The 7,130-nt window shown below is 37.0% G+C and carries 7 protein-coding genes; all 7 read right to left on the reverse strand.

The window, feature by feature from the left end:
* Positions 1-58: 58 nt before the first annotated feature.
* Positions 59-301, reverse strand: a complete 243-nt coding sequence (locus tag A6M14_RS03800; protein ID WP_188110850.1) for a hypothetical protein — start codon at positions 299-301, stop codon at positions 59-61.
* A gap of 140 nt (positions 302-441) precedes the next feature.
* The gene (gene sohB, locus A6M14_RS03805) at positions 442-1,404 is read right to left on the reverse strand and encodes a protease SohB (RefSeq protein ID WP_152873689.1); all 963 of its coding nucleotides are present in this window, start codon (positions 1,402-1,404) and stop codon (positions 442-444) included.
* Positions 1,405-1,560: 156 nt separating this feature from the next.
* Positions 1,561-2,484 carry a phosphate ABC transporter ATP-binding protein PstB gene (gene pstB / locus A6M14_RS03810; protein ID WP_171500233.1) on the reverse strand — a complete coding sequence of 308 codons (924 nt, stop codon included), beginning with the start codon at positions 2,482-2,484 and terminating at the stop codon, positions 1,561-1,563.
* 11 nt (positions 2,485-2,495) lie between these two features.
* Complete coding sequence (pstA, locus tag A6M14_RS03815) at positions 2,496-3,884, reverse strand: phosphate ABC transporter permease PstA (RefSeq protein WP_152873690.1); 1,389 nt, start codon at positions 3,882-3,884, stop codon at positions 2,496-2,498.
* Positions 3,884-5,263: a phosphate ABC transporter permease subunit PstC gene (pstC, locus tag A6M14_RS03820; RefSeq protein WP_152873691.1), complete on the reverse strand. Its 1,380-nt coding sequence runs from the start codon at positions 5,261-5,263 to the stop codon at positions 3,884-3,886. The genes pstA and pstC overlap by 1 nt, the downstream gene beginning before the upstream one ends.
* A gap of 92 nt (positions 5,264-5,355) precedes the next feature.
* Positions 5,356-6,381 (reverse strand): substrate-binding domain-containing protein, encoded by a 1,026-nt coding sequence (locus A6M14_RS03825; RefSeq protein WP_152873692.1) that lies wholly within the window; start codon positions 6,379-6,381, stop codon positions 5,356-5,358.
* Positions 6,382-6,654: 273 nt separating this feature from the next.
* On the reverse strand, positions 6,655-7,008 hold the full coding sequence (locus tag A6M14_RS03830) for an amidohydrolase family protein (protein WP_338325162.1): 354 nt from the start codon (positions 7,006-7,008) through the stop codon (positions 6,655-6,657).
* Positions 7,009-7,130: the final 122 nt, after the last annotated feature.

Raw genomic sequence — 7,130 nt, forward strand, 5'->3', positions numbered from 1 at the left:
AGGCATTAACCTCTCCCTAACCCTCTCCTACTAGGAGAGGGAAATTTAGGCCAAAAAGTTATTCCAAAGGACAGTAGTTAGCAAAATCATCTTTCATACGTTGCAATTCACAACCTGTCAAAATATCACTGTAATAAATATAATATGTCGCTTCGGGATATTGAATTTCATGTCGGAACATCATGCCACGTAAAGAAATAGAAAGCTCTTCAGGAAAATCCCCATCCCACTGATTCAATTCCTCAAATTCATAATTAAAATAACAATTTTGAGTTGCGATAAATGCTTCTACAACAGCCACAATCAATACCTAAAAAATAAAATGTTAATGTACCCGATCTCCAAATAAATCGCCAAAAAATCTAACGTGATTGAAGGAATAAAGTCCCATAAAAAAAGCCCACTAAAGTGAGCTTTTATACGGTTTAAATCGAGATAATATTAAAGTTTTGGATCACGAATTTGCACCAGACTTGAATTTGCTTTGCTTAAAGTTTCCATCACTTTATTCAAAACTGTAGGAATAAGCGAATCTGCAATTTGTGCTGCTTGAAGACCTAATTTTTCACCTAATGTCGGTTTTTTACGTGTTTCAATGACATAAACATCATGTTTAGCCAATAAACCTAAAATGTATTCATCTGAAGTTTTTAAGCTATCCACCAAGTTTAAATCTAAAGCATCTTGACCGTACCAATGCTCGCCTGTTGCTACTTTTTCAACATTTAATTGTGGACGATACTTTTCAACAAAGTGCTTAAATAAATTATGCGTTTGCTGTAACTCTTCTTCAAACTTCGCTTTGCCTTCTTCAGTATTTTCTCCAAACATAGTCACAGTACGTTTAAATTGACCTGCAGTATAAAGTTCAAAGTCAATTTTATTGTCTTTCAGCAAACGGTTAAAGTTTGGTACTTGTGCAACCACACCAATTGAACCAACGATAGCAAATGGCGCAGAAACAATTTCAGATGCAATACATGCCATCATATAACCACCACTTGCAGCGACTTTATCGACACAAATACTCAGTTTAAAGCCCGCATCACGCAAACGAACCAATTGTGCAGCAGCAAGTCCATAACCATGAACCATTCCACCTGGGCTTTCCAAACGTAAAACAACACGGTCACGCCCTGCTTTTGCAGTAGCTAAAACCAATGTGATTTCTTCACGTAATTGTTCTACAGCAGAGGCAGCTGTATCGCCTTTAAAGTCGAGTATATAAATTTTTTCATTGGTTTTTTTACGTACTCGTGCTTCTTTAATTAGTTGCTGACTTAATTGTAAAAGTTCAAATTTTGATGCTGTTGTTTGAGCTATTTTTTTCCGTTGTTCATTCACTCGAGCATTTAAGTGATGCACACGAATTTCAGCAGGAAGTTTGGTCGCGTGAAATAACATATAATTTAAGCTCATCAAATACATATTTATGATTTATAAGATGTGGTCTTTAACACTAAAAATCAATGCCTATTTGAAAATAATTCTCATTGGTTATTCTTATTCTTATATTCGTAAAAAAAGGAGCCTTTCGGCTCCTTTAATTTCAGCAATATATTAACCAAAGCGACCTGTAATATATGCTTCTGTTAGTTGATGATCTGGCTGAGTAAATACTTTTTCAGTTGCATTGACTTCAATTAAATCACCTAAATGGAAGTATGCTGTACGGTCTGAAACACGTGCTGCTTGTTGCATCGAGTGCGTTACAATTGCAATGGTATATTGTGTAGAAAGCTCAGAAATAAGTTCTTCAATTTTTGCAGTTGCAATTGGGTCTAACGCAGAACAAGGCTCATCCATTAGAATAACTTCTGGCGAAACAGCAATTGTACGCGCAATACATAAACGTTGTTGCTGACCGCCAGACAAACCTGTTCCTGGCTGACTTAAACGATCTTTCACTTCATTCCAAAGACCTGCTTTATTTAAGCTATTTTCTACAATTTCTTCTAAATCGTATTTATCACGTGCTAATCCATGTAATTTTGGACCATAAGCGACATTATCGAAAATTGACTTTGGAAATGGATTCGGCTTTTGGAATACCATTCCAACTTGCGCACGAAGCAATACAACATCAAGATTAGGATCGTAGATATCTTGATTATCCAACAGCACCTTACCCGTAACATGACATGAATCAATCGTGTCATTCATGCGGTTTAAAGTTCGTAAAAATGTAGATTTACCGCAACCCGATGGTCCAATAAATGCAATCACTTCATTTTCGTAGATATTAAGGTCAATGCCTTTAATCGCCTCAGATTCACCGTAGTAAACATGTACATCTGAAGTACTCAATTTCACATTGGTAGACTTTGGCGTTTTCTTTGCCGAAGCCTGTGTATCAAACTGAGATACAAAAGAAGTTGATGGTTTTTGATCTACATTTTGCGATGTAAATTGTGTATGTTCTGAATTCACCGATTTATCCTGTTCTAAGGAATTTGTTTTTGTAGCATTTACTGTATTCATCATCATGCCCCGAATTACCAACGAACTTCAAACTTTTTACGTAACCAAATAGCAAGACCGTTTAAGCCAATCATTAATGCTAAAAGTACGATAATTGCAGCAGCTGTACGCCCTTCAAAGAAGTTACGAAGCTCATTCCCTTGCCATAAGAAAATTTGCACAGGTAATGCTGTAGATTGATCAAATGGAGTTGCAGGTACACTTGCAACGAATGCACTCATACCAATAAGAAGTAGCGGTGCCGTTTCACCCAGTGCTTGCGCAACACCAATAATTGCACCAGTTAAAATACCTGGTAATGCCAATGGCAATACGTGATGAAACACCGTTTGCAAATTAGAAGCACCTAAACCCAAAGCTGCCTGACGAATAGAGGGTGGCACAGCTTTTAAAGATGCGCGTGTGGTAATAATAATTGTTGGTAAAGTCATTAAACTCAGCACTAAACCACCTACTAACGGCGCAGAAAGTGGCATGTGCATCCATCCAATAAAGATGGCAGCACCAAGCAAACCAAACACAATTGATGGTACAGCAGCTAAGTTATTAATATTGACTTCAATAATGTCAGTAATCAGATTTTTAGGTGCAAACTCTTCTAAATAAACCGCAGATGCAACACCAATTGGAATTGAGATCAGAATCACGATAAACATCATGAATAATGAGCCCATAAATGCACCAGCTAAACCTGATGTTGCAGGTGAACTACGTGAATCTGGACTAAAGAAAATATTAGTATTGAAAGTATTCTTAATAATACCTGCTGCCTTTAAACCATCTGCTAACTGTCGTACTTCTGGGCTAAGTTGTTGCTGATCATCAGGTAAAGATCGATCAATATTTCCTGCTAACCAAACATCAATATTGGCATCAGCAAGTACTTTTACGTCTTTCTTTTGACCAATAAGAGCTGGGTTTTCAAGTACCATATCTCTTAAACGATATGCTTCTGAGCTGGTGTATAGTGACGCAACTTCATCTCGCTTAGATTCCAATTTAGGATCTTCTGCAATAATGCCGTTCACCAATAACAAGTCCCAATCAGCCATTCCCATTTGGGTTTGCCATGCAATTAAACGTTCCTGATATTTCGCAGGTGCTTCATTGACCTGTTGTTTTGGTTTCGGTCCAGCATTAATCACACTTGGGTCGAAATACACAGGCACTGTTAAACTACTTTGCCAAAATGATGGTAAACCTTTTGCAAGAATACTACCGAACAACAGCGCGACAAAAAATAATCCTGCAACAACAGCCGAGAAGCCCAAAACACGAAACGTTTTTTCTTTACGGTGACGTTTTGATAATGATTTTGCAATCGTATTCTTACGCTTTTCTCTAAGCTCAGCGGCCCTTTGGGGATCGCTTGTAGCCAATGTATTTGTATTCGTATTGCTCATTAGTCGTATTGCTCGCGATATTTACGCACGATGTAAAGTGCAACAATGTTTAAACCTAAGGTAATTACAAATAATGTCAGACCTAAAGCAAAGGCAACCAATGCTTGTGGACTTGCAAAATCTGTATCTCCCGTTAATTGATTCACAATGGTAATCGTGACTGTTGAAACAGCTTCTAGCGGATTAATATGTAGTAGTGGACTATTACCTGCGGCCAATACCACAATCATGGTTTCACCAATTGCACGTGAAGCGGCAAGTAAAAATGCACCTATAATTCCTGGTAGTGCAGCAGGTAAAACCACCTGACGAATAGTTTCAGACTTTGTCGCACCTAAACCCAATGAACCATCACGTAATGAGCGTGGTACTTGAGTAATGATGTCATCTGAAAGTGATGATACAAATGGGATAATCATAATTCCCATGACAAAACCTGCAGTTAAAGCACTCGTGGCATTTATGTCTAAGCCAATATAAGCACCCGCTTGTTTTGCAAAAGGACCAATAATCATTAAGGCAAAAACACCGTACACAATAGTTGGAATACCTGCCAAAACTTCAATGGCAGGTTTTGCCCATGAACGGAAACTTGAAGATGCATATTCAGCAAGATAAATGGCAATCATTAAGCCAACAGGCACTGCAACTAAAAGTGCAATACCACTCACCATAAGTGTGCCCCATAACAATGGAAGCAAACCATAACTACCTTCTGCATGACCTGATGTACTAAAACCAGGGTTCCATTCTGTACCAAAGAAGAAATCAAATGGATTAACAAAATGGAAGAATCTTAAAGCTTCACTAAACATCGACATTACAATGCCAACAGTCGTTAAAATTGCAACGCCTGAACATAATGCAAGCGCGAGATTCATAATTTTTTCGACTTGGTTTCGCGCGCGGAATTGTTCTGAAATTCTCTTCTTCGCCCAAACCAAACCTAAAAGTGCAGCACAAATCACCAAAGCCATTTTTGCAAATGTACCTATGGTTTGAAATTTTGCTAATTGTTCTGCTGCTGCAACTTCATAACTTGCTGGAATATCACTTACCCCAAAACCTGAAGCAATGGCTTGAACACGATCGACCAAAACACCCGTGGTTGCAGGATCTAAATTTGCTGCAATATTTGCAGGAACATTATTTAATACAACATGCGTTAAAATACTTGGTTCAACAATATTCCAAACCAATAAAATCAAGAATGCAGGAATACCACACCATAAAGCGACTAGTGCGCCATAATAGCCCGGACGCGAATGCAACTGCGCAGAGTTATTTCCCTTACCTGCTAGTGTGCGGCTTTTGGATAATCCAATTTGATAAGCGATAGCAATAATTGCTAACAACACACCAATAAGTAGCAGATTCATTTATTTTCCACCAATTTCCAATTATTTTTTGAATATTGTGACACTAAATAGAAAGCTGATGATCAGTTGTACCAATCATCAGCTTAATTATATTATTTTACAGCTTTACCCGCTTTAAAGTTCGCAAGCACTTGCGCACGTTCTTTATCTGACATTGAAATCAGACCTGCTTTATCTAACTTAGAGCCCTTACCAGACACTTTTTTACTTAAGAAGTATTCAGTAAATTCTGGTAAACCTTTAATTGACTTAAGATGCTCACCTTTCACGTAGAAGAATAACGGACGTGATACAGGATAAGATCCATTTAAAATTGTTTGTTCAGATGGTGAAACATTATTGACTGTAGCAACACGAAGTTTGTCACGGTTTTGTTCATAGAAACCTAAACCGAATACACCAACGGCACTTGGAGATGTTTTAAGTCGTGCCAATGTTTCTGTGTAATCACCTGAAATTTCAATTACTTTTCCATCTTTACGGAAAGTTGAACACACTTTCTTTTGCGTATCTTTATCTAAAGCTTTAATTGCTGAATATGTTTCACAACCTGCATCTACCATTTTTTCTTGGAACACTTCACGCGTACCGTGGTTTGATGCTGGAATAACTAAAGTAATCGGTTCATTTGGAAGCGATTTATCAATTTGATTCCAACGTGTATAAGGGTTTGCAACCATTTTACCATTTGATGGTAATTCTGCAGCTAAAGCAGCGAATACATGTTGTGGACGTAATTTGTAAGATGCTTTCTTAGAGTTCGATGCAAAAACAATACCGTCATAACCAATCTTAATTTCTAAAACTTGGTTCACACCTGCTTTTTTACAAGCAGCTAATTCTGAATCTTTTATTTTACGAGATGCATTACCAATATCAATGGTGTTATCACCCACACCATTACAAAACTGTTTTAAACCACCAGATGTACCACCTGAACCAACTACAGGTGCTTTAAACTGTGGAAATGTATTACCAAACTCTTCTGCGACAATACTTGCGTATGGCAAAACAGTTGAAGATCCTGCGATTTGAATTGTGTCACGAGCTGCATTTGCTGTTGTTGCTACAGCTGCCCCTGAAACTGCTAATGCAAGTGCAATATGTGTATAGCGCATTTGAATCTCTCTTTTATGCAAATTTGGAGTACGCCACTTTTTTATTCAGTTTTGTACTTGTTCTGTGTTATTGCATTTTGAGCAGATAATATGACAGATAAGTTACAGCTATATTACGTTTTTATGATACTTAAAAATTTTGAACTTTATAAAAACTTGTAATACTTAAATAAGTAAAATTCAATTGTGTAATATTTAAATGATTTATAAAATTTTGACAAAAAAAATCGACGAGCTGAAACAAATCCAGACTCGTCGAATTGTGTTAAGCGATTACTTAATCGGTTGATTCAGCCAATCTACTTTCACAGGTTTAGTCTTTTGGTTTAAGTGATTTGTTACAACCACACCATCCTTCACAACCAATTCAATATTTTGTAGCGCAGAGATATCTTGAATTGGATTACCATCAATCATAATTAAATCGGCAATTTTACCCTTTTCAAGCGTACCCAAATTCTTTTGACCTAATGCCTTTGCTGCTTCACTTGTTGCTGACAAAAGAATAGTTTTATTATCAATCCCCTCACCTTTCATAACATGTGTTACCAAAGGAACCACTTGTTGTGGTGGTATTCCAGGAATATCAGAGGTAAACAACGGTACAGCACCTGATTTCAGCATCACCTTAACGTTGTTTTCTAGAATATTGTAATCATTCTTATCTTTATCAGATGCATAACCAAGCTTGATATATAGCTAAATACTAAATAAATCATTACAGTAATCTTTAAATAATTTATCAATAT

The sequence above is a fragment of the Acinetobacter portensis genome, from assembly GCF_009372215.1.
GTDB classification, from domain to species: Bacteria; Pseudomonadota; Gammaproteobacteria; order Pseudomonadales; family Moraxellaceae; genus Acinetobacter; species Acinetobacter portensis.

Coding starts and splice junctions, on each gene's coding strand:
- pstB (WP_171500233.1), bottom strand. CDS start 2,484: ATGATGAATACAGTAAATGCTACAAAAACAAATTCCTTAGAACAGGAT.
- pstC (WP_152873691.1), bottom strand. CDS start 5,263: ATGAATCTGCTACTTATTGGTGTGTTGTTAGCAATTATTGCTATCGCT.
- sohB (WP_152873689.1), bottom strand. CDS start 1,404: ATGTTATTTCACGCGACCAAACTTCCTGCTGAAATTCGTGTGCATCAC.
- pstA (WP_152873690.1), bottom strand. CDS start 3,884: ATGAGCAATACGAATACAAATACATTGGCTACAAGCGATCCCCAAAGG.
- A6M14_RS03825 (WP_152873692.1), bottom strand. CDS start 6,381: ATGCGCTATACACATATTGCACTTGCATTAGCAGTTTCAGGGGCAGCT.